Here is a 25,684-nt window from a genome sequence, read left to right on the forward strand (position 1 = left end):
GCACAGCGCTAGCGACTCCGTCGCTGTCTCGGGGCTGATCCGTCGACGAGTCTGCGAGGAGGCGCTGTGAACCCCTCCCTGGGCGCTACTTTTGCCATCCCTGGCAAAAGACCTCCTCTCCGACTCGTCCCCGGCGCCCCTTGTCTCGGGCAGTGTTGCCGGACTAAAACAGCGCCAATTGGCGTTTTACCGGGCCGAAGGAGCGGCGGTGTTCGGGCAGCGCGCCCAGGCGCTCCAGGGCGGCCAGGTGCTCGCGGGTCGGGTAGCCCTTATGGCGGGCGAAGCCGTAGTCGGGATGCCGGGCATCGAGGGCCACCATGCCGGCGTCGCGCTCGACCTTGGCGAGAATCGAGGCGGCGGCGATGGCCGGATGGCGGGCATCGCCCTTGACCACCGCCTGGCCGGGGACATGATGCCCGGGCAGGCGATTGCCGTCCACCAGCAGGTATTCGGCCGCCGGCTCCAGGGCGTCGATGGCTCGGCGCATGGCGAGGTGGGTCGCGTGATAGACGTTGAGCGCATCGACCTCGGCGGCGCTGGCCTCGGCCAAGGCGAAGGCCAGCGCCCGCTCGCGAATCTCGGCGGCCAGTGCCTCGCGGCGCTTGGCGGTCAGCTTCTTGGAGTCGGCGAGCCCCTCGATGGGGCGCGCGGGATCGAGGATCACCGCCGCGGCGACCACCGGGCCAACCAGCGGGCCGCGGCCCACCTCGTCGACCCCGGCCAGCCGGTCGCCGACGTAGTCGATCGAGAGCGGCGGCAGCGTCTTGCCCTTCACGACCGGGCCGTCATGGCGGGCGGTCATCGCTCACCCTCGACGAGGGCGGCCTCGCCCGCCTCGGGGGCCACGCTGGCCGGCAGGGCCCGCCCCGCCACCAGCGCCTCGATGGCCTCGCTGGCGCGGCGGCTGGCGTCGCGCTGCAGGGCCGCGTGCATCTCGGCGAAGCGCGCCTCCAGGGCCTGGCGGCCCGCCTCGTCGTCGAGCAGCGTCCCGAGGCGCTCGGCGATGGCGTCGGGGCTCGCCGCGTCCTGGATCAGCTCCGGTACCAGGCTCTCCCGGGCGATCAGGTTGGGCAGCGAGATCCACTCGGTGTGGACCAGTCGCTTGGCCAGCCAGTGGGTCGCCGGCGCCATCTTGTAGGCCACCACCATCGCGCGGTGGCAGAGCATCGCCTCCAGCGCCGCGGTCCCCGAGGCGAGCAGCACGGCATCCGCGGCCACCATGGCCTCCCGCGACTGCCCGTCGATCAGGGTCACGCGCCCCGATAGGGCCGGACGCGTAGTCAGCAACGCCTCGAGCTCGCCACGTCGCGCCGGGGTGGCGGCCGGGATCACCACCGAGAGCGCCGGGCGCTCCCGGCAGAGGCGCTCGACGGCGTCGAGGAAGGTGTCGCCGAGAAAACGGATCTCGTTGGCCCGGGAGCCGGGCAGCACCGCCAGCAGCGCCCCGCCCTCCTCCGGCTCCGGCAGCCCCAGGGCCGTCCGCGCGCCCTGCCGGTCGTTGGCCAGCGGCAGCTCGTCGGCCAGCGGATGGCCGACGAAGGCCACCGGCACCCGGTGACGGGCGTAGAAGGCCGCCTCGAAGGGCAGGAAGGTGAGCATGGCATCCACGGACCGGGCGATGCCCTTGACGCGTCCCTGGCGCCAGGCCCAGACGGAGGGGCTGACGTAGTGGGCGGTGGTGAGCCCGGCCTCGCGCAGCTGTCGCTCGAGCCCCAGGTTGAAGTCCGGGGCGTCGATGCCGACCACGATGTCGGGCCGCCAGGCCAGCGCATCGCGTTTCAGCGCACGGCGCACCTTGACGAGCCCCGGCAGGTGCTTGAGCACCTCCACCAGGCCCATCACCGAGAGCGTTTCCAGGGGATAGCGGCTGTCGATGCCCTCCGCGATCATGCGCGGGCCACCGATGCCGCGGAACTCGACGCCCGGATGGCGCGCCTTGAGCGCGCGCATCAGGCCGGCGCCGAGGATGTCGCCGGAGAGCTCGCCGGCGACGAGATAGACGCGGCGGACCGTCATGCCCTCGCCCACCTCAGCGGACGATGCCGCGGGTCGAGGCCTCGATGGAGGCGGCGAAGGTCTCGGTCTCGGGCAGCGCATAGCTGGCACGGATCTGCGCGAGCGCCTGGTCGGTGGTCAGCCCCTGGCGATAGACCAGCTTATAGGCCTCGCTCAGGCCGCGGATGGCCTCCTTGGAGAAGCCGCGGCGGCGCAGGCCCACCAGGTTGAGGCCGTGGGCCTGGGCGGGGTTGCCGTTGATCATCACGTAGGCCGGGGTGTCCTTGGTGATGATCGAGCCGCCGCCGGCCATGGCGTGGTCGCCGAAGTGGCAGAACTGGTGGACCGCCGAGAGCCCGCCGAGGATGACGAAGTCGCCGAGCTTCACATGGCCGGCCAGGGTCACCTGGTTGGCGAAGATGCCGTCGTTGCCGATCACGCAGTCGTGGCCGACGTGGACATAGGCCATGAAGAGGTTGCGCGAGCCGATGACGGTCTCACCGCGGTCCTGGACGGTGCCGCGATGCAGGGTGACGCCCTCGCGGATGACGTTGTCGTCGCCCATCACCAGGCGGGTCGGCTCGCCGGCGTACTTCTTGTCCTGGCAGTCCTCGCCCACCGAAGCGAACTGGAAGATGCGGGTGCGCGCGCCCAGCACGGTGGGGCCCTTGATCACCACATGGGGGCCGATGCGGCTGCCGGGCCCGATCTCGACATCGGCCCCGATCACGCTGAAGGGGCCGACCTCGACATCATCGGCCAGGCGCGCCGCGGGATCGATGAGGGCGGTGGGGTGTATCAAGCGACCTTCCTCTCGGCACAGGTGATGTCGGCCTCGCAGGCCAGCTCGCCGCCCACGGTGGCGCGGCAGATGAACTTCCAGATGCCGCGCTTGGTGCGCTCGACCCGGGCCTCGAGCACCAGCTGGTCGCCAGGCATCACCGGCCGCTTGAAGCGCACGTTGTCGCTGGCGACGAGGTAGTAGACGTAGCCGTCGGCGGGCAGCTTGTTGACGGTCTTGAAGCCGAGGATGCCGCAGGCCTGGGCCAGGGCCTCGACCACCAGCACGCCGGGCATGATCGGGTGATGCGGGAAGTGGCCGTTGAAGAAGGGCTCGTTGATGCTGACATTCTTGTAGGCAACGATGGATTCTCCCAGCGTGAGCTCCGTGACCCGGTCCACCAGCAGGAAGGGGTAGCGGTGGGGCAGATACTCACGAATCTCGTTGATGTCCATTACCATCGTAGCGACCTCTGAAATGACAGGATGCCCGTCCGGAGAGGGGCACGGCCGGCGCTCGGGCGCCGGCAAAGACAGGCGGTGGATTATACCGCCCTATGATCGGGCCTCAACCGCCACGGCCGACCTTCTCGAGCCGCGACAGGCGGCGAGCGATGTCGTCGAGTTGCTTGAAGCGCACCGCGTTGCGGCGCCACTGGGCGTTGTCCATGGCGCCGGTGCCGGACGAGTAGATGCCGGGTTCGAGGATCGAGTTGGTGACGAGGCTCATGCCGGTGACCTGCACCCCGTCGGCGATGGTCAGGTGGCCGGAGAGCCCCACGCCGCCGCCCAGCATGCAGTGCTTGCCGACGCGGGTGGAACCGGCGATGCCCACGCAGCCGGCCAGGGCGCTGTGGTCGCCGATCTGCACGTTGTGGGCGATCTGCACCTGGCTGTCGATCTTCACGTCGTCGCCGATCACGGTGTCGCCCAGGGCGCCGCGGTCGATGCTCGAGCAGCTGCCGATCTCGACGTCGTCGCCCAGCACCACGCCGCCCAGCTGGGCGATCTTGTGCCAGCGCCCGCCGTCGTGGGCGAAGCCGAAGCCGTCGCCGCCGATCACGCAGCCGCTGTGCAGGATCGCCCGCTGGCCGATCACCACTCCGTGGCAGATCGTGACGTTGGCGTGCAGGCGCGAGCCGGCGCCGATGTGCGCATCCGCCCCCACCACGCAGCCGGCGCCGACGACGACGTCGTCGTCGAGCGTGACCCCGGCCTCGATCACCGCCTGGGGGCCGATGGCGACGTTGTCGCCCAGGCGGACGTCATCGGCGACCACCGCCGAGGGATGGGTGCCCGACGGCGTGCGCCCGACCAGGGGGTCGAAGAGGCGCGACAGCTCGGCATAGCCGAGGTAGGGGTTGTCCAGCTCCAGGCACGCCACCGGGCAGGCCTCGCCGTGGGCGGGCGCCAGCAGCACCGCCGCGGCACGGGTGGCGGGCAGGTCCTTGAGGTAGGCGCGGTTGGCGAGGAAGGCCACCTGGTCCGGCGTGGCGTCGCGCAGCGTGGCCAGGCCGCTCACCCGCCGCTCGCCGTCGCCCTTGAGGCGGGCTCCCAGGCGCTCGGCGATCTCGGCCAGTGTGAGGGTTCGGGCGTCTTGATTCATGGGGACTCACTATCGTGGTAGGGACGGCCGGCTCAGTAGAGGGCGTTGAGGCGCTCGGTGACCTCGCCGGTCAGGTCCTGCAGGTCCTGGTCGGCATGCAGCACGCCGTTGGGGTCCACCAGTACCGCGACGCCATGACGTTCGATGACCTGCCGGACCGCCTGGTCGAGCTTCGGTTCGGCCTGCTGGAGGAAGGCCTGCTCGGCCTCGCGGCGCGCCTGGTCGATCTCCCGGCGCAGCCGCTCGAAGCGCTGCCCCTTCTCCTGGAACGCCTGGAGGGTGGTGCGCCGCTCGGTCTCGGTCATGCGCTCCCCCTCAAGGCGCTGCTGCATGTCCTGGAGCTCCTCGCCCAGGGCGCTGGCCTCCTGCTGCCGGTCGGCGAGGCGCGTGCGCAGCTCGTTCATGGAACGCTCGGCGGCGTCGGTCTCCATCAGCGCGGCGCGCCAGTCGAGCACGGCCACCTCGGCGGCCTGGGCCGGCGCGGTGGCGGCGACCAGCAGGCCGAGGCAGAGGGCGGCGGTGAGCGTGCGCATGCGGCGAAATTCCTCGGCGGACCGGATCAGAAGGTCTGACCCAGCGAGAACTGGAAGAACTGGGTGTCGTCCCCGTCCTTGTCGTTGATCGGCTCGGCGACGCTGAAGGTCAGCGGCCCCACCGGCGTCAGCCAGGAGAGGCCGAGGCCGGCGCTGTAGCGCAGCTCGCCCAGGTCCACACCGGATTCACAATTCTGGCGGTCGGCGTCTTCATCGAGCACCGGGTAGCAGTCGGTGAGGAAGGTGTTGCCGGCATCGACGAACAGCGAGGCCTGCAGCGAGCGCTGGTCCTCGACGAAGGGCACCGGGAAGAGCACCTCGGCGCTGCCCTCCACCAGGACGTTGCCGCCCAGGGTGCGGTCATCGCCGCCACGACGCGCGGTGGCATCCGGCCCCAGGGTGTTGCCGGTGAAGCCGCGCACCGAACCGAGGCCGCCGGAGAAGAAGTTCTCGTAGAACGGGTAGGGGTCGTTGCCGACGGTGTCGGCATAGCCCAGCTCACCGCTGAACTTCAGCCCCCAGGTCTGCTCCTCGTTGAAGGGGACGATCTGGCGGGCCTGAGCGCGCAGCTTGTAGTACTCGGCGTCGCTGCCCGGCACCGCGGTCTCCAGCGACAGCCGCTGGTAGTTGCCGGCGGTCGGCATGATGCCGCGGTTGAGGTCGTTGCGGGTCCAGCTGGCCGAGAGCTTCAGGCTCTGGGCGTCGCTGCCCTGGTCCTCGACGTAGCGCTGGATCTCCGAGGCGGTGTCGCGGTAGGTCTTGATCGACAGGTCCTCGACGCTGGCGCCGAAGTTCAGCCGCGTCAGCTCGTTGATCGGGTAGCCGAAGTTGATGCCGCCACCGTAGGTGTCGGTGGAGTAGGTCGAGATGTCGGAATCCTCGTAGTCGGTCTCGCGGTAGAAGAGGTTGTAGCCACGGGAGATGCCGTCGAGGGTCCAGTAGGGGTCGGTGAAGCCGAAGTTGAGGCTGGTGTAGGTGTCGCTGCGCTGGGCGCCGATGTTGACGCGATTGCCGGTGCCCAGGAAGTTGTTCTGGGAGAGCGAGGCGCCGTAGATCACCCCGGCGCTCTGGGAGAAGCCGATGCTCGCCGAGATCGAGCCTGAGGGCTGCTCCTCCACCGTGTAGGTGACGTCGAGCTTGTCGGGCTCGCCGGCCACGGGCCGCGTCTCGACGTTGACCTGCTTGAAGAAGCCCAGGCGCTCCAGGCGCTCCTTCGAGCGGCTGATCGACTCGGTGGAGGCCGGCGCGCCCTCCATCTGGATCATCTCTCGGCGCAGCACCTCGTCCTGGGTGGTGGTGTTGCCGGTGAACTCGATGCGTCGCACGTAGGCGCGCCGGCCGGGCTCGACCCGGAACACCAGGTCCACGGTGTCGCCGGCGGCGGCGACCTCGGGAATGCCGTCGACGTTGGCGAAGGCGAAGCCCTCGGCGCCGAGCCGCGAGCGCAGCGCCTCCGAGGAAGCGGTGACGTCGCTGCGCGAGAAGATCTCGCCGCTCTCCACCTCGAGCAGCTCCCGTGCCTCGCGCTCGGCGATGCGCAGGTCGCCCGTGAAGCGGATGTCGCCGAGGCGGTACTGGCGGCCCTCGTCGATGTTCACGGTGACGAAGATCTTCGACTTGTCGGGGCTGATCGAGACCTGGGAGGACTCGATGGCGAAGTTCACGTAGCCGCGGTCCAGGTAGAAGGAGCGCAGCCGCTCCAGGTCACCGGCCAGGGCCTCCCGGGAGTACTCGTCGCTGGAGAACCAGCCGAAGAACCAGCCCGGGGAGTCCTCGAGCTCGAAGAGCTCGCGCAGGCGCTCGTCGTCGAAGTCGCGATTGCCGACGATGTTGATCTGGCGGATCTTGGCGACCGCGCCCTCGTCGATGTTGATGTTGACCTGGACCTGCCCCTCGCCCACCTCCTCGACGGAGGTCTCGATGCGGGCGCTGTAACGCCCCTGGGACTGGTAGACCCCTTCGAGCTCGCGCTGGATCTCCTCGAGGGTGGAGAGCTGCAGGACCTGCCCTTCGTTGAGGCCGGCCTGCTTGAGGCCGTTGCGCAGGTCCTCGTCGGGGATCTGGCTGTTGCCCTCGATCTCGAGACGCGCCAGCGTAGGCCGCTCGACCACCTGGATGATCAGCACGTCGCCCTCGCGGGCGAGGCTCACGTCCTCGAACAGGCCGGTGGCGAAGAGTTCGCGAGCCGCCTCGGCCAGTTCCCGCTCGTCGACCCGGTCGCGGGCACTGACGGGGAAGGCGTTGAACACGGAGGCGGGCGAGACCCGCTGCAGTCCTTCCACCCTGATGTCGGAAACGTCAAAGGGATCCGCCAGTGCCGCCTGGGCACCGGCAAGCAGCAGCGCCGCCAGTCCGATGGTCTTGATTTTCATGCAATCGATTCGCTCGCGTTGGTCTGCCGTCCGGTCCAGACAGGCACCTTATACATTTGTCATGGCCACTGACAAGCCGACGCCCGGCTACCAGAGCCGCATCAGGTCGAAATAGAGCGCCATCAGCATCAGCGTGCCGACGAGGGCCAGGCCGATGCGCAGCCCCACTGCCTGGGTCTGCTCGGAGACCGGACGGCCGCGGACCACCTCGACTAAGTAATAGAGCAGGTGGCCGCCGTCGAGCACCGGGATCGGCAGCAGGTTGAGCACCCCCAGACTGATCGAGAGGTAGGCCAGGAAGCTGACGAAGCTCTCGAGGCCGCTGCGCGCTGAATCGCCGGCGATGCGGGCGATGGTGATGGGGCCGGAGAGGTTCGACGGCGAGATCAGGCCCACCACCATCTTGCGGATGGCGCCCAGGGTCAGCACCGTCATCTCGCCGGTGCGCTCGAGGGACTCGCCGACCGCGGCCAACGGCCCGTAGCGGATCTCGCGGCGATACGCCTCGGGCCAGGAGACGGGCTCGGCGCCGGCGCCGATGTAGCCGATGGCCTCCCCCGCCTGCTGCGGGCGACGCCGGGGGGTGAGCGAGAGGCTGAGCCGCTCGCCGTCGCGGCGCACCGCGACCTCCAGGGGCTCGCCGGGATTTGCGCGCACGCGCTCGACGAAGGCCGGCCAGTCGGCCACCGGCTCGCCGTCGACCGCCACGATCTCGTCACCGGCCCTGAGGCCGGCCTCGGCGGCGGCCTCGCCCTCGACCACCTGCCCCAGCACCGCCGGGATCTCGGGGCGCCAGGGGGTCACGCCCAGGGTCTCCAGCGGCCGCGGCGGGTCCTGGCGCACCAGCCACTCCTCGACCGGCAGCCGGTAGGTTCGGGGCGTGGCCGCGTCGTCGTCGCGGGCCGTCACCTCGAGCGCGCCGCTCTGGCCGATGGCCGACACCAGCTTGAGGTTGATCTCCTCCCAGGAGCGCACCGCCGCGCCCTGCACCGCGGTGATCTCCTGGCCCGGCGCGAGTCCGCCCTGGCTCGCCGGGGAGTCCGGCGCGACGCTGCCGACCACCGGCGCCACCGTGGTGGTGCCGGCCACGAACAGCGCCCAGTAGGCGACGATGGCGAGCAGGAAGTTGGCCAGCGGGCCCGCGGCGACCACCGCGATGCGCTGCCAGACCGTCTTGTTGTTGAAGGCGAGGTGTCGCTCGGCGGGGTCGACCGGGCCCTCGCGCTCGTCGAGCATCTTCACGTAGCCGCCCAGCGGAATGGCGGCCACCGCGAACTCGGTGCCGTGGCGGTCGCGGCGCGACCAGAGGGGCTTGCCGAAGCCCACCGAGAAGCGCAGCACCCTGACGCCACAGCGTCGCGCGACCCAGAAGTGGCCGAACTCGTGAAAGGTGATCAGCAGGCCAAGCACCACGATGACGGCCAGCACGTTCTGGATCAGGCCCACGGCAGTCTCCTTGCAGTCAACAGCGTCATGGCGCGTGCCTCATGGCCGCGCCAGCCAGTCATGCGCCGCCTGCCGGGCGAGGGCATCGGCCGCCAGCACGGTCTCGAGGTCGCGCACGGCCTCGACCGGACGCGCCTCGCGCACCCGCGCCACCAGCTCGCCGATGCCGGTGAAGCCGAGGCGGCCGGCGAGGAAGGCCTCCACTGCCACCTCGTTGGCGGCATTGAGCACCGCCGGCGCCGTGCCCCCCGCCGCCATGGCCTCCCGGGCCAGGCGCAGGCAGGGAAAAGCGGTTTCGTCGGCGGGCTCGAAGTCGAGCCGCGCGACCTGGAACAGGTCCAGCGCCTCGACGCCGGCCTCGATGCGCTCCGGCCAGGCGAGCCCGTAGGCGATCGGCGTGCGCATGTCCGGGTTGCCCAGCTGGGCGAGTACCGAACCGTCGCTGTAGGCGGCCATCGAGTGGATCACGCTCTGCGGATGCACCACCACCTGCACCTGGTCGGGGCGGGCATCGAAGAGCCAGCAGGCCTCGATCAGCTCGAGCCCCTTGTTCATCAGGGTGGCGCTGTCCACCGAGATCTTGCGCCCCATCGACCAGTTGGGGTGGGCGCAGGCCTGCTCCGGGGTCACGGCGGCGAGTTCGCTCGCCGTCCAGCCGCGAAAGGGACCGCCCGAGGCGGTCAGCAGCAGCTGGGTCACGCCGTGGCGCGCCAGGCCGCCGCGATGCTCGACGGGTAGACACTGGTAGATGGCATTATGTTCGGAATCGATGGGCAGCAGGGTGGCGCCGTGGCGCGCCACCGCGTCCATGAACAGCGCCCCGGACATCACCAGGGCCTCCTTGTTGGCCAGCAGCACCCGCTTGCCGGCACGAACGGCGGCCAGCGTCGGCAGCAGGCCGGCGGCGCCGACGATGGCCGCCATCACGGTGTCCACCTCGGCGGCCTCGGCCACCTCGACCAGGGCATCGCTCCCGGCGCGCACCTCGGTGGCGAGCCCCGCCTCGGCCAGGCGCGCGCGCAGCCAGGCGGCATCACCCTCGGTGTCGAGCACCGCCAGCGCCGGCCGGTGGACGTGGCACTGGGCCAGCAGTGCCTCCCGGGAGCGATGGGCGGTCAGGGCGTGCACCCGGTAGCGCTCCGGGTGGCGGGCGAGCACCTCCAGGGTGCTGGTGCCGATGGAGCCGGTCGCGCCCAGCACGGTCACCCGGCGCGGGATCACAGCACGCCTCCCTGCAGCAGGGCGAACAGCGGCACCGCGGCGGTCAGGCTGTCGATGCGGTCGAGCACCCCGCCGTGGCCCGGCAGCAGGCGGCTGGAGTCCTTGATGCCGCGATGGCGCTTGAGCATGCTCTCGAGCAGGTCGCCCAGCACCGAGGCGAGCGTCACCACCAGGGTCGCCGCCAGCAGTGCCAGGCCGGACGCGAGGCCGAGCCCCTGCCAGAGGGCGAAGACGATCGCCAGCGCGGCGGTGACCGCGAGGCCGCCGGCCACGCCCTCCCGCGTCTTGCCGGGACTGACGGCAGGCGCCAGCTTGCGACGGCCGAGCGCCTTGCCGACGAAGTAGGCGCCGATGTCCGCGCCCCACACCAGCAGTAGAACGAAGAGCAGCCAGACGGCACCGCTCTCGCGCAGCACGTTGAAGCCGACCCAGGCGGGCAGCAGCACCCACAGTCCCATGGCCAGACGCATGCCGGTCGACTGCCACTGCGCCAGGCGCTCGGGGTAGCCGGTCACCCAGTAGAGGTTGACCAGCCAGCCCAGCGCGCCGAGCCACAGCGGCCAGCTGGCCGCGGCCGCGCCGCTCGCCCAGCACAGCGCGATCAGCACGGCGAGTCCGGCCACCGGCCACAAGCGCCGCGCGGGCGAAGTGATCCCGGCGAGGTTGGCCCACTCCCAGGCGCCGAGCAGCACGATGGCCGCGGTGAAGAGCCCGAAGCCCGCGCCGTCGAGGCCGAACAGGCCGACCAGGGCCAGGGGGGCCAGCCAGGCCGCGGTGATGATGCGTTGTCTGAGCACGTGGTTACTCCCCCTGCTGCGCCTCGAGCTGTTCGTCGGTCATGCCGAAGCGCCGCTTGCGCCCCTGGTAGTCGGCCAGGGCGCGGTCGAAGGCCTCGCCGTCGAAGTCCGGCCACAGTACGGGCGTGAAATGGAGCTCGGCGTAGGCCATCTGCCAGAGCAGGAAGTTGGAGATGCGCTGCTCGCCGCTGGTGCGGATGCACAGGTCCACCGGGGCATCGCCGGCGAGGCTCACCGCCTCGTCCATGGCCGACTCGTCGATCGCCTCGGGGGCGAGCTCGCCGGCGGCGACGCGCTCGGCCAGCCGACGCGCGGCGCAGGCGATGTCCCAGCGTCCGCCGTAGTTGGCCGCGATCACCAGGTGCAGGCCGGTATTGTCGCGGGTCAGCGCCTCGGCGCTCGCGATGTGCTTCTGGATCGAGGCGGAGAAGCCGCTGCGCTCGCCGATCACCGAGAGGCGAATGCCGTGGCGATGCAGCTTCTTGACTTCACGCTGGAGCGCCATCAGGAAGAGCTCCATCAGGGCGTTGACCTCGCTGACGGGGCGCTTCCAGTTCTCGCTGGAGAAGGCGAACAGGGTGAGGGTCTCGATGCCGCGCTCGGCGGCGCGGCGGATGACGGCACGCACCGCCTCGACGCCGGCATGGTGGCCGCGGATGCCGGAGAGGCCGCGCGCCTTCGCCCAGCGGTTGTTGCCGTCCATGATGATGGCGACATGGCGCGGCAGCGGGGCCTCGGGGGCGGCGGGGTCGGCAGCGGCCGCGCCGCGGGGGGACTGCGGTGACGTCATGGTGTCTCGCATGGCGGGTAAGAGCATGAAGGCCGGCGAGCCGCGGACCGTGGGGCCCGCGGCTCGCCGAGGGCGATCCGTCGCCGGCGGCGCTCGCCAGCGCCGAGGGTCGTCCTCAGACCTGCATCAGGTCGTGTTCCTTGGACTCCAGCGCCTTGTCGATCTCGGCGACGATGCCGTCGGTCAGCTTCTGGATCGCGTCCTCGGCCTGGTGCTGCTCGTCCTCGGTGATCTCCTTCTCCTTGAGCAGCGACTTGATGTCGCCGTTGGCATCGCGGCGCACGTTGCGCACCGCCACCCGGGCGTGTTCGGCCTCGGTGCGCGCCTGCTTGATGTAGCCCTTGCGGGTCTCCTCGGTCAGCATCGGCATCGGCACGCGGATCACGTTGCCGGCGCTCGCCGGGTTGAGGCCCAGATCGGAGGTCATGATGGCCTTCTCGATCTTCGGCACCATGCTCTGCTCCCAGGGCACCACGCTCAGGGTGCGGGCGTCCTCGACGTTGACCGAGGCCACCTGGTTGAGCGGCATCTGGCTGCCGTAGTACTCGACGGTCACCGCATCCAGGATGCTGGGATGCGCCCGACCGGTACGGATCTTGTTGAAGTTCGAGTGAAGGGCCTCGAGGCTCTTCTTCATGCGGCTTTCCGCATCCTTCTTGATGTCGTCGATCACTGTCTCACCCTCTGTCAATCAGCGTGCCTTCCTTGCCACCCACTACCAGGTTCAGCAGGGCGCCCGGCTTGTTCATGTTGAAGACCCGCACCGGCATGTCATGGTCCCGCACCAGGCAGATAGCGGTCAAATCCATCACGCCGAGCTTCTGGTCGAGCGCATCATCATAGGACAGCTGCTCGTACTTCACCGCATCGGCGTGCTTGACGGGATCCTTGTCGTAGACCCCGTCCACCTTGGTGGCCTTGACCACCACGTCGGCATCGATCTCGATGCCGCGCAGGCAGGCCGCGGAGTCGGTGGTGAAGAAGGGGTTGCCGGTACCGGCCGAGAACATCACCACGTCGCCGGAGGTCAGGTAGCGGATGGCGGTACGGCGGTCGTAGTGCTCCACCACGCCGCTCATGGGAATCGCCGACATCACCCGCGAGCGAATGTTGGAGCGCTCCAGGGCGTCACGCATGGCCAGGGCGTTCATCACCGTGGCCAGCATGCCCATGTGGTCGCCGGTGACACGATCCATGCCCGCCTCGTGCAGGGCGGCGCCGCGGAACAGGTTGCCGCCGCCGACCACGATGCCGACCTGGACGCCGATGCCCACCAGCTGGCCGATCTCCAGCGCCAGGCGATCCAGCACCTTGGGATCGATGCCGAAGTCGGCATCTCCGGTCAGGGCCTCACCGGACAGCTTGAGCAGGATACGCTTGTACTTGGACACCTCGGCACGGGATTTCTCGGGCTTGCTGGGGGCGGGTTGATCGGCGCTGGTCATGGGATGTCTCCGGAATTCTCGACGCATGGGACCTGGTGGGGTGGCCGGATCTACCGGCCGGATACGCGATGGCGTGCGCTCGCGCGCACGCCATCGTCACTCTGGAACCTGCGACCTTAGCTGCGCTTGGCCTGTTCCATGACTTCCTTGGCGAAGTCGACCTCTTCCTTCTCGATACCCTCGCCCACTTCGAAGCGGGTGAAGCCGATCACTTCGCCGCCGGCGGCCTTGGCGAACTCGGCCACGGTCTGGTCCGGGTTCTTGACGAAGGCCTGCTGGGTCAGGCTGTTCTCGGCCAGGTACTTCTTCAGGCGGCCCTGGACCATCTTCTCGGCGATCTGCTCGGGCTTGCCGGCCATGTCCGGCTGGGCCAGGATGATCGCCTTCTCGGCGTCCAGCTGCTCCTGAGGCATGTCCTCGGGATGCGCCACGGCCGGGTTGATGGCGGCGACGTGCATGGCGATGTCGCGCGCCGTCTCGGCGTTGCCGCCCTTGAGCACGGTCAGCACGCCGATGCGGCCGCCGTGGACGTATTCGCCCACCAGGTTGCCGTCGCCGGCCTCGACCACGACGCAGCGACGCACGCTGATGTTCTCGCCGATCTTCTGCACCAGCTGCTCGCGAACGGTCTCGAGCTCGCCTTCCATCACGGCGGCCACGTCCTCGCTCTTGGCGGCGAAGAAGGCGGCGGCGATCTTCTCGGCGAAGGCGGTGAAGTTCTCGTCGCGGGCGACGAAATCGGTCTCGGAGTTGATCTCGACCATCACGCCGTAACTGCCGTCCTCGGCCACACGGGTGACCACGGCGCCTTCGGCGGCGGTGCGGCCGGCCTTCTTGGCGGCCTTGAGGCCGGAGTTCTTGCGCAGGTTCTCGATCGCCTGCTCGATGTCACCATCGGTCTCGGTGAGTGCCTTCTTGCACTCCATCATGCCGAGCCCGGTACGCTCGCGCAGTTCCTTGACCTGGGAGGCGCTGATCGCTGCCATGGTAGTGTCCTCTGAATGGTTCGACCTGGGGTCATAGCGGGGGAATGAAGAGAGAAAAGGGGGCCTCGGCCCCCTTAGCGCCTGTCCGGCGAGCCGTCACCGGGGTGACGGCAGACGGGCCGGCCCAGGCGGGCCGACGATCACTCGGCGGCGGCGTCGCTCTGGCTCTCTTCGGCTTCGGTCACCTCGACGAACTCGTCGGGACGACCTTCCTTCGCACGGGCGCAGGCGTCGGCGACGGCCTTGACGTAGATCTGGATGGCGCGGATGGAGTCATCGTTGCCCGGGATCACGTAGTCAACGCCATCGGGGTTGGAGTTGGTGTCCACCACGCCGATGACCGGGATGCCCAGCTTGTTCGCCTCGTTGATGGCGATGCGCTCGTGATCGACGTCGATCACGAACAGGGCATCGGGCAGGCCGCCCATTTCCTTGATACCGCCCACGGACCGCTCGAGCTTGTCCTGCTCGCGGGTCGCCATCAGCACTTCCTTCTTGGTCAGCTTCTCGAAGGTGCCGTCCTCGTGCATGGTCTCGAGGTCGCGCAGGCGCTTGATGGAGACGCGGATGGTCTTGTAGTTGGTCAGCATGCCGCCGAGCCAGCGGTGGTTGACGAACGGCTGACCGACGCGGTTGGCCTCTTCCTTGATGATCTTGCTCGCGCTGCGCTTGGTGCCGACGAACATGATCTTGTTGTTGGCCGCTGCCATCTTCTCGACCACATCGATGGCCTCGTTGAGGGCCGGCAGGGTGTGCTCGAGGTTGATGATGTGAATCTTGTTGCGGGCGCCGAAGATGTACTTGCTCATCTTCGGATTCCAGTACTTGGTCTGGTGACCGAAGTGAGCACCTGCTTTGAGCAGGTCACGCATGTTGACGTGTGCCATGGATGACTCCTGGAAAATCGGGTTAGGCCTCCACGCACCCCATGGATCCGACCGTCGCGTCATCGGGGATGTCACGACAGCACCCGGGACCATGTGCCGGTGCATGTGTGTTTTCAAGGCATTGCAGTGGTTGACGCGCATTCCGACGGCCGCCGAGGTGCCGAAGGCTCGGCAGGGGCTCCGCGATTGCAGGAAAGCGCGCAGCTTTATACCATGGATGACCTTCGAGATGAAGTCGCCCGACGCTCGTCCCTGCCGTTTTCCGGGCGGCCCCACCCCTGATTCGAGATTCCATGAACGTACCCATCAAGACGCCCGACGAGATCGAGAAGATGCGCGAGGCCGGACGCCAGGCCGCCAGCGTGTTCGAGATGATCATCCCGCACGTGAAGGCCGGCGTGAGCACCGGCGAGCTCGACCGGCTCTGCCACGACTTCATTGTCGACGAGCTCGGCTCGACCCCGGCGCCGCTGAACTACCACGGCTTCCCCAAGTCGATCTGCACCTCGATCAACCACGTGGTCTGCCACGGCATCCCCGATGACGCCAAGAAGCTGAAGAAAGGCGACATCATGAACATCGACATCACCGTGAAGACCGCCGACGGCTACCACGGCGACTCCAGCATGATGTTCATCGTCGGCGAGAGCATCCAGGGCGAGCGCCTGTGCCGCGTCACCCAGGAGTGCCTCTACCGCAGCATGGCGCTGGTGCGCCCGGGCGCCCGGCTTTCGGAGCTGGCCCGCGCCATCCAGTCCCACGCCGAGGCCAACGGCTACTCGGTGGTGCGCGACTTCTGCGGCCACGGCATCGGCGCCGGCTTCCACGAGGACCCGCAGATCCTGCACTACGACGGCTACGCCCCCGAGGCCGACATCGCCCTCGAGGAGGGCATGTGCTTCACCATAGAGCCGATGATCAACGTCGGCGGCCACCAGACCAAGGTGCTGCGCGATGGCTGGACCGCCGTGACCAAGGACAAGAGCCTCACCGCCCAGTGGGAGCACACCCTGCTGGTCACCGCGACGGGGGTCGAGGTGCTGACCGCGCGTCGCGACGAAGACCTCTCCTTCCTCGACCGCTGAGTCGACCGCCATGCTGCTGCACCACTATCGCTTCGCGCCCGACGAGAGTCTCTTCGACGTCGAGGCCTTCCGCGCCGAGCTCGCCGGCGAGCGCTCCCCCATCGCCCCCTTCAAGGCGGCGCTACGGGAGATCCAGGCCCGGCTCGACGAGCGCTTCCGCGCCGGGGCCGACATCCGCGATCTGGTGCACGGCCGGGCCTGGTGCCTGGACCGCCTGCTGGCCATCGCCTGGGAGCAGCACGACTGGCCCGGCGACGGCGTGGCGCTGCTCGCCGTGGGCGGCTACGGCCGCGGCGAGCTGCACCCCCACTCCGACATCGACCTGCTGCTGCTGCTCGAGGAGGAGGACGACACCCCCTTCCGCGAGGCGCTGACCGCCTTCATCACCTTCCTGTGGGACATCGGCCTGGAGATCGGTCACAGCGTGCGCTCCCTCGCCGACTGCGAGCGCGAGGCCGAGGCCGACGTGACGGTGATCACCAACCTGCTCGAGACCCGCACCCTGGCAGGCCCCGAGCGGCTGCGCGAGGCGATGCAGGCGCGCCTCGCCACCGACCGGCTGTGGCCGGCGGATCGCTTCTTCGAGGCCAAGTGGCAGGAGCAGATCAGCCGCCACTACCGCTACAACAACTCCGAGTACCACCTCGAGCCCAACATCAAGAGCTCGCCGGGCGGGCTGCGCGACATCCAGATGATCGGCTGGGTGGCCAAGCGCCACTTCGACACCGAGCGCTACGAGGACCTGGTCGCCGGCAGCTTCATGAACGACGCCGAGCTGCGCATCCTGAGCCAGGGCCAGGCCTTCCTGTGGCAGGTCCGCTACGCCCTGCACATGCTCACCGGCCGGGCCGAGGACCGGCTGCTGTTCGACCACCAGCGCACCATCGCGGAGCTGTTCGGCTTTCGCGACACCCCGGAGCGCCTCGCCGTCGAGCAGTTCATGAAGCGCTACTACCGCCACGTCACGGCGCTGGCCGGGCTCAACGACATGCTGCTGCAGCACTTCGACGAGGCGATCCTGCACGCCGGCCAGGCGCTGCCCACGGTTCCGCTCAACGAGCGCTTCGAGATCAAGGGCGGCTACATCCAGGCGCGCTCGCGCCACGTCTTCCGCAAGCGCCCCTCGGCGCTGCTCGAGCTCTTCCTGCTGATGGCCGAGCACCCGGAGATCGAGGGGGTGCGCGCCGCCACCATCCGCCTGCTCCGCGACCACCGTCACCTGATCGACGACCTCTACCGCGACGACCTGCGCCACCAGAGCCTGTTCATGGCGCTGCTGCGCTCCGGCGGCAACGTCGCCCGTCAGCTCCGGCGCATGAACCGCTACGGCCTGCTCGGCAAGTACCTGCCGGAGTTCGGCCAGGCCGTGGGGCTGATGCAGCACGACCTCTTCCACATCTACACCGTGGACGCCCACACCCTGCGCCTGCTCAAGTGCATCCACGGCTTTCGCAAGCCGGAGGCCCGCGAGGAGTTCCCGGTGGCCGCCACCCTGATCCACCAGCTGCCCAAGCTGGAGCTGCTGTGGATCGCCGGGCTCTACCACGACATCGGCAAGGGCCGCGGCGGCGACCACTCGATCCTCGGCGCCCGGGACGCCGAGCGCTTCTGCGAGCGCCACGGCCTCTCCGGCCGCGACACCCGCCTGGTCAGCTGGCTGGTGGAGCACCACCTGATGATGTCCATGGTGGCCCAGAAGCGCGACATCACCGACCCCGACGTGATCGCCGAGTTCGCCCGACTGGTGGGCGACGAGACCCGGCTCGATTACCTCTACGTGCTGACGGTGGCCGACATCAACGCCACCAACCCGACGCTGTGGAACGGCTGGCGCGCCTCGCTGCTGCGCCAGCTGCACGGCGAGACCAAGCGCGCCCTACGCCGCGGCCTGGAGAACCCCCTGGAGCGCGACGACTGGGTGCAGGAGACCCGCAGCGAGGCCCACTCGCTGCTGGCCACGGTGGGCGCCGACATGGCGCGGGTCGACCGGCTCTGGGAGTCGCTGGGCGAGGACTACTTCCTGCAGTACGCGCCCAGCGAGATCGTCTGGCAGACCCAGGGCATCCTAGACCACGGCGACAGCCAGCTGCCGCTGATCCTGATCAACGCCCCCACCGACGACATGGCCGAGGGCGGCACCAAGGTGTTCATCCACACCCGCTCGGTGGACGACCTGTTCGCCGCCACTGCCGCCGCCATGGACCAGCTGGGGCTGTCGATCCACGACGCCCGCATCGCCACCTCGAGCAACGACTGGACACTGAACACCTTCATCGTACTCGACGATCACGGCCAGGCGATCCGCGACCCCGAGAGGATCGCGGCGATCCGCCGCCACCTGGTGGAGGAGCTCGACGACCCGGACGACTACCCTCAGATCGTCACCCGCCATACCCCGCGCCAGCTCAAGCACTTCCGCGTGCCCACCGAGGTCAGCATCGAGCAGGACCCGGCCAACGAGCGCACCCTGCTCGAGGTGGTCGCCCCCGACCGCCCCGGCCTGCTGGCCCGGGTGGGACGCATCTTCATGGAGCAGGACATCGCCCTGTCGGCGGCCAAGATCGCCACCCTCGGCGAGCGGGTCGAGGACGTCTTCTTCATCACCGACAAGGCCGGCGCGCCGCTCACCGACCCCGAGCGCCAGCAGCGGCTGCGCGAGCGGCTCATCGAGGTGCTCTCGGTCACCGGCTGAGCGTGCGGGGCGGCCGGCGTTTGAGGCCGCCCCGGGGCTTCCCTATAATCGACGCCCTCCCCGCCCGCCTCGACCCGGCGGGGCATCACCGATAACGACGCCGGCGCTCGCCGCCCAAGGCGCACCTGGACACCCATGAACCCCGACATCGACGCCCTCAAGCCCTACCCCTTCGAGAAGCTCGCCGCCCTCCGGGCCGACGTGACGCCGCCCGAGGGGGTCGCGCCGATCTCGCTGACGATCGGTGAGCCCCAGCACGCGCCCTACGCCGCCGCGCTCCAGGCGCTCGACGACCATCGCCAGGCCTTCGCCCGCTACCCGGCCACCGCCGGCCTGCCGGAGCTGCGCCGCGCCATCGCCGACTGGGCGACCCGGCGCTTCGGCCTCGCGAGTCTCGACGCCGAGCGCCAGGTGCTGCCGGTCAACGGCACCCGCGAGGCGATCTTCGCCTTCGTGCAGGCGGCGCTGGATCGCAGCCGCCCCGCCCGGGTGGCCATGCCCAACCCCTTCTACCAGATCTACGAGGGGGCGACCCTGCTCGCCGGCGGCCAGCCGCTCTACCTGGACTGCCGCGCCGAGACGGGCTTCCGCCCGGATCTCGAGGCGGTACCGGCCGAGACCTGGCGCGAGGTCCAGCTGGTGTTCGTCTGCTCGCCGGGCAACCCCACCGGGGCGGTGACCCCCTTCGCGGAGTTCGAGCGGCTGATCGAGCTCGCCGACGAGCATGATTTCATCATCGCCTCGGACGAGTGCTACTCGGAGCTCTACCTGGACGAGGCGGCGCCGCCCCCGGGGCTGCTCGAGGCCTGCGCGCGCCTGGGCCGCCACGACTACCGGCGCTGCCTGGTGTTCCACTCGCTCTCCAAGCGCTCCAACCTGCCGGGGCTGCGCTCGGGCTTCGTCGCCGGCGATGCCGACCTGATCGCCCCCTTCCGGCGCTACCGCACCTATCACGGCTGCGCCATGTCGCTGCCGCTGCAGCACGCCTCGATCGCCGCCTGGAACGACGAGGCCCACGTGCGCGCCAACCGCGACGCCTACCGCGAGAAGTTCGCCGCGGTCACCGAGATCCTCGCCCCGGTGATGGACTTCCCCGCCCCCGAGGCTGGCTTCTACCTGTGGCCCGCGGTGCCGGGCGGCGACGACGCGGCCTTCGCCCGCGCCCTCTACGCCGAGGAGCACGTCGGCGTGCTGCCCGGCAGCTACATGGGCCGGCCGGGACAGGGCGGCACCAACCCCGGCGCCGGGCGCCTGCGCCTGGCCCTGGTGGCCGAGGTCGAGGCCACCGCCGAGGCCGCGCGCCGCCTGCGCCGCTTCATCGAGAGGAGTCCCCGATGCTGACGCTCTACGTGATCAAGAACTGCGACACCTGCCGCCGCGCGCGCAAGGCGCTGGACGAGAAGGGCATCCCCTTCCAGGTCCACGACCTGCGCGAGGACGGCCTCTCGGCCCCGCTGCTCGAGCACATCCTGCACCGGGTGCCGCTCATGGAGGTGCTCAACAAGCGCAGCACCACCTGGCGCCAGCTCGACGACGAGGAGAAGGAGAACCTCGACGCCAACTCGGCCCGCGAGCTGCTGCTGGCCCACCCCACCCTGCTCAAGCGCCCGCTGCTGGAGAACGGCGACGAGATCCTCGTCGGCTACCGCGACGGCGACTACGACTCACTCTAAGAGGGCGCCCCCGCCCCTTCCCACGCTTTCAGAGGACACCCCCATGCTGAGCTTTGCACTCGGAATCGGCACCCAGAACACCCAGGGCGACTGGCTGGAGATCTACTACCCGGCGCCGCTGCTCGGCCCGGACGCGAGCCTGGTGGCCGCCGCCGCCGAGGTGCTCGACGCCCCCGACGGCAACGCCGCGGTGAGCTTCCTGCCCGAGCAGTGCGGCGCCCTGGCCGGCGCGCTGCGTGACGCCGGCCACCCGGAGCAGGCCGAGCTGGCCGAGACCCTGGCGGCCAGCCAGCGTCCGCTGGTGGCGATGTTCCTCGACGTCGACGCCCCGCCCCAGAGCGCCCCGGAGGTCTACCTCAAGCTGCACCTGCTCTCCCATCGCCTGGTCAAGCCCCACGGCCTGGACCTCACCGGCATGTTCGGCCTGCTGCGCAACATCGCCTGGTCGAGCGAGGGCGCCATCGACATCGAGGAGCTGCCGGCGCGCCGCCTCAAGGCCCGCCTGGCAGGCCGTCCGCTCTCCGTGGACTGCGTCGACAAGTTCCCCAAGATGACCGACTACGTGGTGCCGACCGGCGTGCGCATCGGCGACACCGCCCGGGTGCGCCTGGGCGCCTACCTCGGCGAGGGCACCACCGTGATGCACGAGGGCTTCGTCAACTTCAACGCCGGCACCGAGGGGCCGGGCATGATCGAGGGCCGCATCTCCGCCGGCGTGATGGTCGGCAAGGGCTCCGATCTGGGCGGCGGCTGCTCCACCATGGGCACCCTCTCCGGCGGCGGCAACATGGTCATCAAGGTCGGCGAGGGCTGCCTGATCGGCGCCAATGCCGGCATCGGCATCCCGCTGGGCGATCGCTGCACCGTGGAGGCCGGCCTCTACATCACCGCCGGCGCCAAGGTCACCGTGCTCGACGACCAGGGCCAGGTCGCCGACACCGTGGCCGCACGGGATCTGGCCGGCCAGGACGACCTGCTGCTGCGCCGCAACTCCCAGAACGGCCGGATCGAGTGCCTCACCAACAAGAGCGCCATCGCGCTGAACGAGGCGCTGCATGCCCACAACTGAGGCCGCCGAACTCTCGCCGACCCTGGCGCTCGCCTGCGAGCTGATCCGGCGCCCCTCGGTGACGCCGGATGACCTGGGCTGCCAGGCGCTGATGATCGAGCGCCTGGAGGCGCTCGGCTTCCACATCGAGCGCCTGCCCTTCGGCGACGTGGAGAACTTCTGGGCGACCCGCGGCCACCACGGCCCGCTGCTGGCCTTCGCCGGGCACACCGACGTGGTGCCGAGCGGCCCCCACACCCAGTGGGACACCCCGCCCTTCGAGCCCGTCATCGACGACGACGGCATGCTCCGGGGCCGCGGGGCCGCCGACATGAAGGGTAGCCTGGCGGCGATGGTCACCGCGGTGGAGCGCTTCGTCAGCGCCCATCCGGACCACCACGGGCGGATCGGTTTTCTGATCACCTCCGACGAGGAGGGCCCGGCGGTGGACGGCACCCGCGCCGTGGTCGAGCACCTGCGCGAGACCCACGACCGGCTCGACTACTGCATCGTCGGCGAGCCCTCCTCCACCGATCGCCTTGGCGACGTGATCAAGAACGGCCGGCGCGGCTCGCTGGGCGGCGTACTGCACGTCAAGGGCATCCAGGGGCACGTGGCCTACCCGCACCTGGCGCGCAACCCCATCCACCAGGCGCTGCCCGCCCTGGATGCCCTGGCGCGGGAGCACTGGGACGAGGGCAACGCCTTCTTCCCGGCGACCAGCTTCCAGGTCTCCAACATCCGTTCGGGCACCGGCGCCACCAACGTCATCCCCGGCGACGTGGAGGTGGTGTTCAACTTCCGCTTCTCCACCGAGGTGACCCACGAGCAACTCAAGGCCCGCACCGAGGCGCTGCTCGACGCCCACGGCCTCGACTACCGGCTGGACTGGACGCTCAACGGCGAGCCCTTCCTGACCGCCGAGGGCGACCTGGTGGAAGCCGCGGTGGCCGGCGTGGAGGCAGCCGTGGGCATCCGCCCGACGCTCTCCACCTCCGGGGGCACCTCCGACGGGCGCTTCATCGCCACCCTGGGCAGCCAGGTGGTCGAGCTTGGCCCCTGCAACGCCACCATCCACCAGGTCAACGAGCGGGTGCGGGCCACCGACCTCGACGACCTGAGCCGGGTCTACGAGGCGATCCTCGATAGGCTCTTCGTCAACGGCACGGCGCGGCCCTGAGGCACCCATGGACTCCTATCCCGATATCGAGATCTACCTGGCCCGCGGCGACATCGCCCGCCTCGATGCCTGGCTCGCCGAGGCCATCGGGGCCGCGGCCCTGGCCCCCGCCGGCAAGCGCCAGTGGCGCACCCGCGGCGGCAAGGACGAGGCGCCGGTGCCGGTGCTGCTGGTGGAGAAGGCCGCAGATGGCTTCGCCAGCCTGTGGTTCGACAGCCCCGACACGCCCTGGGCGACGGACGCCGAGTGCGCCCGGGAGGCCGCCCGGCAGCTCGAGTGCGAGGTGCGCTGCTCGCTGGGCGGGTGGCAGCCCGGCGACGACCCGGACCGCTTCCTGCAGGTGCTGCCCGACGGCACCGAGCGGCCGATCGACTGGCCCGACTCCGGCCAGTGAGCCAAAACGACATCGCCCCGCAGGTGCGGGGCGATGTCGTTAGCGGCGAGCAAGGCGCGCCGGGCGCGGGCGGTCGCTCAGGTGATGACGGTGACGTCGTCGGCCTGCAGCCCCCGCTCGTTCTGGATGACGTGGTAGCGCACCTTCTGGCCCTCGGCCAGGGTGCGATGCCCGCGCCCGCGGATGGCCCGGAAGTGCACGAAGACATCCTCGCCGTCGTCGCGGGTGATGAAGCCGTAGCCCTTGTTGACGTTGAACCACTTGACCTCGCCGATCTCGCGATCGTCATCCTCGACCTCGGCCAGGTTGACCAGCTGGGGCGTCAGCGCATTGACCGCCAGAGTGGCGACCAGCAGCAGCAGGAAGACCGCGAGCGCGGCGGCGAAATAGACCGCGGCGACGCCGCCGACCTCGAGGCTGGCAAACAGCTCACGGGACAGCACACCGCCGGTGAGATGGACGAGCAGAGCGATCAGCAGCGGCGCCGGGGCGGCCAGCAGCAGGCTGATGAGACTGCAGCGAAACACGACCTTTCGATTCATGGACCTGTAAAACTCTCTGGTAGTGGTGAAAGGAAGAAAGGGACTCTCATGCATGAAGGTGCCACGATGAACGGTGACACGCAGCACAAGGATTCTATCATGAGCGATGCAACGACGCCTGACGAGCTGGCCCGGCGCCTGGAGGCCCTGGAGAGCCGGATCGCCTACCAGGAGCACTGGCTCGACACCCTGGACCAGGCCGTGGCCGGCCAGGAACGGCGGCTGTCGCAGCTCGAGCGGATCAACGCGCTGATGCAGGAGCGGCTGCGCGACCAGCAGCGGGCGCTTCAGGAGAACGACGCGGCCGCCTCCCGCCCCGAGGACGAGGTGCCGCCGCACTACTGACACTCTGGAGAGTTGCAAGAGCACCCACCAGACTCGGCTGCCCGCCTGGCCTTTGCGGGCACTGAACCGCGGCTTGCCCGGGGCCAGCCCTCCGAGGAGGCGCCGTGAACCCCTCCCTGGGGGCTACCGACGCCATCCCTGGCGTAGGACCTCCTCTACGGTCTGTCCCCGGCGCCGCTCACCTTGGTGCCTTTGGCACGCAGCGCTTTCTTGCTGGATGGGAGGAATTACAGCTCGTCGAGGTAGCGCTCGGCATCCAGCGCCGCCATGCAGCCGGTGCCGGCGGAGGTCACGGCCTGGCGATAGACGTGGTCCATGACATCGCCGGCGGCGAACACGCCCGGCACGCTGGTGGCCGTGGCGTTGCCCTCGAGGCCGGACTGCACGCGGATGTAGCCGCCGGCCATCTCCAGCTGCCCCTCGAAGATGCCGGTGTTGGGGCTGTGGCCGATGGCGATGAACACGCCCGGCGCCGCCAGCTCCTTGGTCTCGCCGGTTTCGGTGGAGCGCAGCCGCACGCCGGTCACGCCGCTGTTGTCGCCCAGCACCTCGTCGAGGGTCTGGTTCCACTCGAGCACCACCTTGCCCTCCTCGGCCTTCTCGAAGAGCTTGTCCTGGAGGATCTTCTCGGCCCGCAGGCTGTCACGGCGATGCACCAGGGTCACCTTCGAGGCGATGTTGGCGAGATAGAGCGCCTCCTCCACGGCGGTGTTGCCGCCGCCCACCACCACGACCTCCTGGTTGCGGTAGAAGAAGCCGTCGCAGGTGGCGCAGGCCGAGACGCCCTGGCCCATGAATGCCTGTTCGGAGGGCAGCCCCAGGTAGCGGGCGCTGGCGCCGGTGGCGATGATCAGGGCGTCGCAGGTGTAGGTGCCGCCGTCGCCCTTCAGGGTGTAGGGCTTCTCGCGCAGCTCGACCTCGTTGATGTGATCGAACAGCACCTCGGTGTCGAAGCGCTCGGCGTGGCGCTTCATGCGCTCCATCAGCTCCGGGCCCTGGACGCCCTCGTCATCGCCCGGCCAGTTGTCGACGTCGGTGGTGGTGGTCAGCTGGCCGCCGGCCTGGATGCCGGTGATCAGCAGCGGCTTGAGGTTGGCCCGGGCCGCATAGACGGCCGCCGTGTAGCCGGCGGGGCCGGAGCCGAGGATGATCAGGCGTTCGTGACGCGCGTCGCTCATGGAAGGACCTCGTGGAGTCGGGAATGGCACAGTGGGCTGGGCGATGCCGACGAAAGATACCGGCATGGCGCAGGCCGCTGGTGACACGCTCTGGCGACCCGTCGGGGCCGGCTAGAGCACGTCGTCGTCGCGCCCCAGCGTGAGCGCCTCAAGCTCGCCGCTGACCGGCGAGACCTCGATACGCAGCTGGATCGGGGCGCAGCAGCGCGGGCAATCCTCCCAGGTCGCCTGGCTGCCCTGGGAGAGGTCGACCAGCAGGTCGAACGGCGTGTCGCAGTAGGGGCAGTGCACCTCCCGCGACTCGAGCTGTTCCTCGTTCATTCGGCGCTCATCACCCTCGTGTGACGTTGCAGCAATATGGAGGGCCAGGCCCGCCATTTCAAGGGTGCCCGGCCGCGGGCGCCCCCGGGCAACGCTTGAAAACGCCTTCTATCATGACCATGTAGCATGTAGGCGCCAGGATGGTGACCCTCACTCCCCGCGACGCGAAAGGAGGACACACAGCATGAGCAACGACGCCCTACCGGATACCCTGAAGACGCTGGACGCTGGCGGTCAGACTTACCACTTCCACAGCCTGCCCAAGGCCGCCGAGGCGCTCGGCAACATCGACCGACTGCCCAAGACCCTGAAGATCCTGCTCGAGAACCAGCTGCGCTTCGCCGACGACGAGAGCGTCGAGCGCGCGG

At 69.6% G+C, this 25,684-nt stretch carries 27 protein-coding genes; 9 read left to right on the plus strand and 18 right to left on the minus strand.

Translation table 11 applies throughout. The features are described from left to right. Positions 1 to 163: 163 nt before the first annotated feature. The 15 genes from rnhB to rpsB form a co-directional block, all read right to left on the minus strand. Positions 164 to 802: a ribonuclease HII gene (gene rnhB / locus C9F13_RS06030; protein ID WP_108445270.1), complete on the minus strand. Its 639-nt coding sequence runs from the start codon at positions 800 to 802 to the stop codon at positions 164 to 166. Then, on the minus strand, positions 799 to 2,016 hold the full coding sequence (gene lpxB / locus C9F13_RS06035; RefSeq protein WP_108445365.1) for a lipid-A-disaccharide synthase: 1,218 nt from the start codon (positions 2,014 to 2,016) through the stop codon (positions 799 to 801). The genes rnhB and lpxB overlap by 4 nt, the downstream gene beginning before the upstream one ends. Positions 2,017 to 2,029: 13 nt before the next feature. Then, positions 2,030 to 2,797 (minus strand): acyl-ACP--UDP-N-acetylglucosamine O-acyltransferase, encoded by a 768-nt coding sequence (gene lpxA / locus C9F13_RS06040; RefSeq protein WP_108445271.1) that lies wholly within the window; start codon positions 2,795 to 2,797, stop codon positions 2,030 to 2,032. After that, positions 2,794 to 3,237: a 3-hydroxyacyl-ACP dehydratase FabZ gene (gene fabZ / locus C9F13_RS06045; RefSeq protein ID WP_108445272.1), complete on the minus strand. Its 444-nt coding sequence runs from the start codon at positions 3,235 to 3,237 to the stop codon at positions 2,794 to 2,796. Before fabZ ends, lpxA begins: the two co-directional genes overlap by 4 nt. Positions 3,238 to 3,343: 106 nt before the next feature. After that, positions 3,344 to 4,381: a UDP-3-O-(3-hydroxymyristoyl)glucosamine N-acyltransferase gene (lpxD, locus tag C9F13_RS06050; protein WP_108445273.1), complete on the minus strand. Its 1,038-nt coding sequence runs from the start codon at positions 4,379 to 4,381 to the stop codon at positions 3,344 to 3,346. 32 nt (positions 4,382 to 4,413) lie between these two features. Further along, a complete protein-coding gene (locus tag C9F13_RS06055) occupies positions 4,414 to 4,914 on the minus strand; it encodes an OmpH/Skp family outer membrane protein (RefSeq protein ID WP_108445274.1) in 501 nt (166 codons plus the stop codon). 26 nt (positions 4,915 to 4,940) lie between these two features. Further along, positions 4,941 to 7,286: an outer membrane protein assembly factor BamA gene (gene bamA / locus C9F13_RS06060; protein WP_245888708.1), complete on the minus strand. Its 2,346-nt coding sequence runs from the start codon at positions 7,284 to 7,286 to the stop codon at positions 4,941 to 4,943. 87 nt (positions 7,287 to 7,373) lie between these two features. After that, complete coding sequence (gene rseP, locus C9F13_RS06065) at positions 7,374 to 8,732, minus strand: sigma E protease regulator RseP (protein WP_108445275.1); 1,359 nt, start codon at positions 8,730 to 8,732, stop codon at positions 7,374 to 7,376. Positions 8,733 to 8,771: 39 nt separating this feature from the next. Continuing rightward, positions 8,772 to 9,953, minus strand: coding sequence for a 1-deoxy-D-xylulose-5-phosphate reductoisomerase (ispC, locus tag C9F13_RS06070; RefSeq protein WP_245888709.1), 1,182 nt, complete (start codon positions 9,951 to 9,953; stop codon positions 8,772 to 8,774). Then, on the minus strand, positions 9,950 to 10,750 hold the full coding sequence (locus C9F13_RS06075; protein WP_108445276.1) for a phosphatidate cytidylyltransferase: 801 nt from the start codon (positions 10,748 to 10,750) through the stop codon (positions 9,950 to 9,952). Before C9F13_RS06075 ends, ispC begins: the two co-directional genes overlap by 4 nt. Positions 10,751 to 10,754: 4 nt before the next feature. Beyond that, positions 10,755 to 11,540 (minus strand): polyprenyl diphosphate synthase, encoded by a 786-nt coding sequence (uppS, locus tag C9F13_RS06080; protein ID WP_108445277.1) that lies wholly within the window; start codon positions 11,538 to 11,540, stop codon positions 10,755 to 10,757. 115 nt (positions 11,541 to 11,655) lie between these two features. Next, the gene (gene frr / locus C9F13_RS06085; RefSeq protein ID WP_108445278.1) at positions 11,656 to 12,213 is read right to left on the minus strand and encodes a ribosome recycling factor; all 558 of its coding nucleotides are present in this window, start codon (positions 12,211 to 12,213) and stop codon (positions 11,656 to 11,658) included. Positions 12,214 to 12,217: 4 nt separating this feature from the next. After that, positions 12,218 to 12,985 (minus strand): UMP kinase, encoded by a 768-nt coding sequence (pyrH, locus tag C9F13_RS06090; RefSeq protein WP_108445279.1) that lies wholly within the window; start codon positions 12,983 to 12,985, stop codon positions 12,218 to 12,220. A gap of 116 nt (positions 12,986 to 13,101) precedes the next feature. Next, positions 13,102 to 13,971, minus strand: a complete 870-nt coding sequence (gene tsf, locus C9F13_RS06095; protein WP_108445280.1) for a translation elongation factor Ts — start codon at positions 13,969 to 13,971, stop codon at positions 13,102 to 13,104. 140 nt (positions 13,972 to 14,111) lie between these two features. Continuing rightward, on the minus strand, positions 14,112 to 14,858 hold the full coding sequence (gene rpsB / locus C9F13_RS06100; RefSeq protein ID WP_108445281.1) for a 30S ribosomal protein S2: 747 nt from the start codon (positions 14,856 to 14,858) through the stop codon (positions 14,112 to 14,114). A 293-nt stretch (positions 14,859 to 15,151) separates the two neighbouring features. Here rpsB and map point away from each other — a divergent pair, with 293 nt between their 5' ends. The 7 genes from map (at position 15,152) to C9F13_RS06135 (ending at position 22,930) form a co-directional block, all read left to right on the plus strand. Further along, the gene (map, locus tag C9F13_RS06105; protein WP_108445282.1) at positions 15,152 to 15,943 is read left to right on the plus strand and encodes a type I methionyl aminopeptidase; all 792 of its coding nucleotides are present in this window, start codon (positions 15,152 to 15,154) and stop codon (positions 15,941 to 15,943) included. 10 nt (positions 15,944 to 15,953) lie between these two features. After that, positions 15,954 to 18,635: a [protein-PII] uridylyltransferase gene (locus C9F13_RS06110; protein ID WP_108445283.1), complete on the plus strand. Its 2,682-nt coding sequence runs from the start codon at positions 15,954 to 15,956 to the stop codon at positions 18,633 to 18,635. 135 nt (positions 18,636 to 18,770) lie between these two features. Then, entirely contained in the window at positions 18,771 to 19,976 is a 1,206-nt protein-coding gene (dapC, locus tag C9F13_RS06115) for a succinyldiaminopimelate transaminase (RefSeq protein ID WP_108445284.1), read from the plus strand. Beyond that, positions 19,970 to 20,308 (plus strand): Spx/MgsR family RNA polymerase-binding regulatory protein, encoded by a 339-nt coding sequence (locus tag C9F13_RS06120; protein WP_108445285.1) that lies wholly within the window; start codon positions 19,970 to 19,972, stop codon positions 20,306 to 20,308. Before dapC ends, C9F13_RS06120 begins: the two co-directional genes overlap by 7 nt. Positions 20,309 to 20,351: 43 nt before the next feature. Then, positions 20,352 to 21,377 (plus strand): 2,3,4,5-tetrahydropyridine-2,6-dicarboxylate N-succinyltransferase, encoded by a 1,026-nt coding sequence (dapD, locus tag C9F13_RS06125; protein WP_108445286.1) that lies wholly within the window; start codon positions 20,352 to 20,354, stop codon positions 21,375 to 21,377. Further along, complete coding sequence (dapE, locus tag C9F13_RS06130) at positions 21,364 to 22,536, plus strand: succinyl-diaminopimelate desuccinylase (RefSeq protein ID WP_108445287.1); 1,173 nt, start codon at positions 21,364 to 21,366, stop codon at positions 22,534 to 22,536. The genes dapD and dapE overlap by 14 nt, the downstream gene beginning before the upstream one ends. Positions 22,537 to 22,543: 7 nt before the next feature. Continuing rightward, on the plus strand, positions 22,544 to 22,930 hold the full coding sequence (locus tag C9F13_RS06135; protein WP_108445288.1) for a hypothetical protein: 387 nt from the start codon (positions 22,544 to 22,546) through the stop codon (positions 22,928 to 22,930). Positions 22,931 to 23,007: 77 nt separating this feature from the next. On the opposite strand, the gene C9F13_RS17775 is transcribed toward C9F13_RS06135, so the two are convergent. Beyond that, positions 23,008 to 23,472 carry a cold-shock protein gene (locus tag C9F13_RS17775; protein ID WP_108445289.1) on the minus strand — a complete coding sequence of 155 codons (465 nt, stop codon included), beginning with the start codon at positions 23,470 to 23,472 and terminating at the stop codon, positions 23,008 to 23,010. 99 nt (positions 23,473 to 23,571) lie between these two features. Between C9F13_RS17775 and C9F13_RS06145 the strand changes: the two genes are divergently transcribed. Further along, complete coding sequence (locus C9F13_RS06145; RefSeq protein WP_108445290.1) at positions 23,572 to 23,817, plus strand: SlyX family protein; 246 nt, start codon at positions 23,572 to 23,574, stop codon at positions 23,815 to 23,817. Between the two features lie 227 nt (positions 23,818 to 24,044). On the opposite strand, the gene trxB is transcribed toward C9F13_RS06145, so the two are convergent. Both trxB and C9F13_RS06155 read right to left on the minus strand, forming a co-directional pair. Then, positions 24,045 to 24,995 (minus strand): thioredoxin-disulfide reductase, encoded by a 951-nt coding sequence (gene trxB / locus C9F13_RS06150; protein ID WP_108445291.1) that lies wholly within the window; start codon positions 24,993 to 24,995, stop codon positions 24,045 to 24,047. 111 nt (positions 24,996 to 25,106) lie between these two features. After that, complete coding sequence (locus C9F13_RS06155; protein WP_108445292.1) at positions 25,107 to 25,316, minus strand: CPXCG motif-containing cysteine-rich protein; 210 nt, start codon at positions 25,314 to 25,316, stop codon at positions 25,107 to 25,109. Positions 25,317 to 25,500: 184 nt separating this feature from the next. Between C9F13_RS06155 and C9F13_RS06160 the strand changes: the two genes are divergently transcribed. Further along, positions 25,501 to 25,684, plus strand: a 184-nt coding sequence (locus C9F13_RS06160; RefSeq protein ID WP_157955173.1) for a hypothetical protein, incomplete at its 3' end; no start/stop codon positions are given.

Origin of the sequence: Halomonas denitrificans (assembly GCF_003056305.1) — a bacterium.
GTDB classification, from domain to species: Bacteria; Pseudomonadota; Gammaproteobacteria; order Pseudomonadales; family Halomonadaceae; genus Halomonas; species Halomonas denitrificans.